The organism is Streptomyces sp. NPDC017890, assembly GCF_044328675.1.
Lineage (GTDB): Bacteria > Actinomycetota > Actinomycetes > Streptomycetales > Streptomycetaceae > Streptomyces.
Map to the genome: position 1 here is coordinate 1 of NZ_JBIRHU010000164.1, position 1,135 is coordinate 1,135.

Below are 1,135 nucleotides of genomic sequence, written 5' to 3' on the forward strand. Positions count from 1 at the left end.
CGTCGCTGCATCAGGCTTTCGCCCATTGTGCAATATTCCCCACTGCTGCCTCCCGTAGGAGTCTGGGCCGTGTCTCAGTCCCAGTGTGGCCGGTCACCCTCTCAGGTCGGCTACCCGTCGTCGCCTTGGTAGGCCATTACCCCACCAACAAGCTGATAGGCCGCGGGCCCATCCTGCACCGATAAATCTTTCCACCACCCACCATGCGATAGGAGGTCATATCCGGTATTAGACCCAGTTTCCCAGGCTTATCCCGAAGTGCAGGGCAGATCACCCACGTGTTACTCACCCGTTCGCCGCTCGTGTACCCCGAAAGGCCTTACCGCTCGACTTGCATGTGTTAAGCACGCCGCCAGCGTTCGTCCTGAGCCAGGATCAAACTCTCCGTTGAAGACTCTAGATATCACCAACCCGAAGGCCGGCTAATCAGTCATAGACAAAAAGAGTCAAATCACTAGCAAAAAAACTCAACTAGCAAAAAATGTGTCGGCAACCATTCAGACGGAAGAATGAACAATCACCGACGAAAAATACTCACACCCCGAACATCAGAACCGAAACCCGAAGGCCCGGAACATCATCCGACATGTGAAGTACCAAATTAATTTTGGCACTGACATTCATCGACACACTGTTGAGTTCTCAAAGAACACGCACACACCATCACCACGACCCTATGGCCGCCGCTCCGGGGCAACTTTTCCAGCCTATCCCATCGTGATCATCGGCGCAAACCGCTGAACATTCGGAGAACAACTGGAGGTGAAGCACAACCATACACGATGGAAACTACTTCGAAATTTGGTCAGGCACTTCGTACAACCTCGTGTCACTCACCCTCGCAGGTGGGAGTCGGTGTCCGTGTCGCTCTGACCTGGACAAAGTTACGCGAAGATCAACACAACACCAAATCGCCAGGTCAGAGCACTGCGGTCGGTAAACTTCACGGAACCCAGTACCTCTCGGCCAGTTCTTCGACGATCGGATCGCCTTCCTCGGCCTGTTCCAACGCTTCGAGGTCGTCGTTGATCGACACCAACCGGGGATCGTCACCCTCAGCTTCCTGGATCGGGTGCCGACCGTCCTCGGCGAGTTGCCTCAGCAGCTTTTCCTTGACGCGGGCTTTCAACGAATC

General features: G+C 54.5%; 1 protein-coding gene and 1 rRNA gene. Both read right to left on the reverse strand.

Annotated elements, in window-relative coordinates; translation table 11 throughout:
* A 16S ribosomal RNA gene (locus tag ACH4F2_RS36265) occupies nucleotides 1-391 on the reverse strand; the annotation flags it as partial.
* Nucleotides 392-943: 552 nt separating this feature from the next.
* A partial coding sequence (locus ACH4F2_RS36270) for a hypothetical protein (RefSeq protein WP_398136836.1) occupies nucleotides 944-1,135 on the reverse strand: 192 nt, incomplete at its 5' end.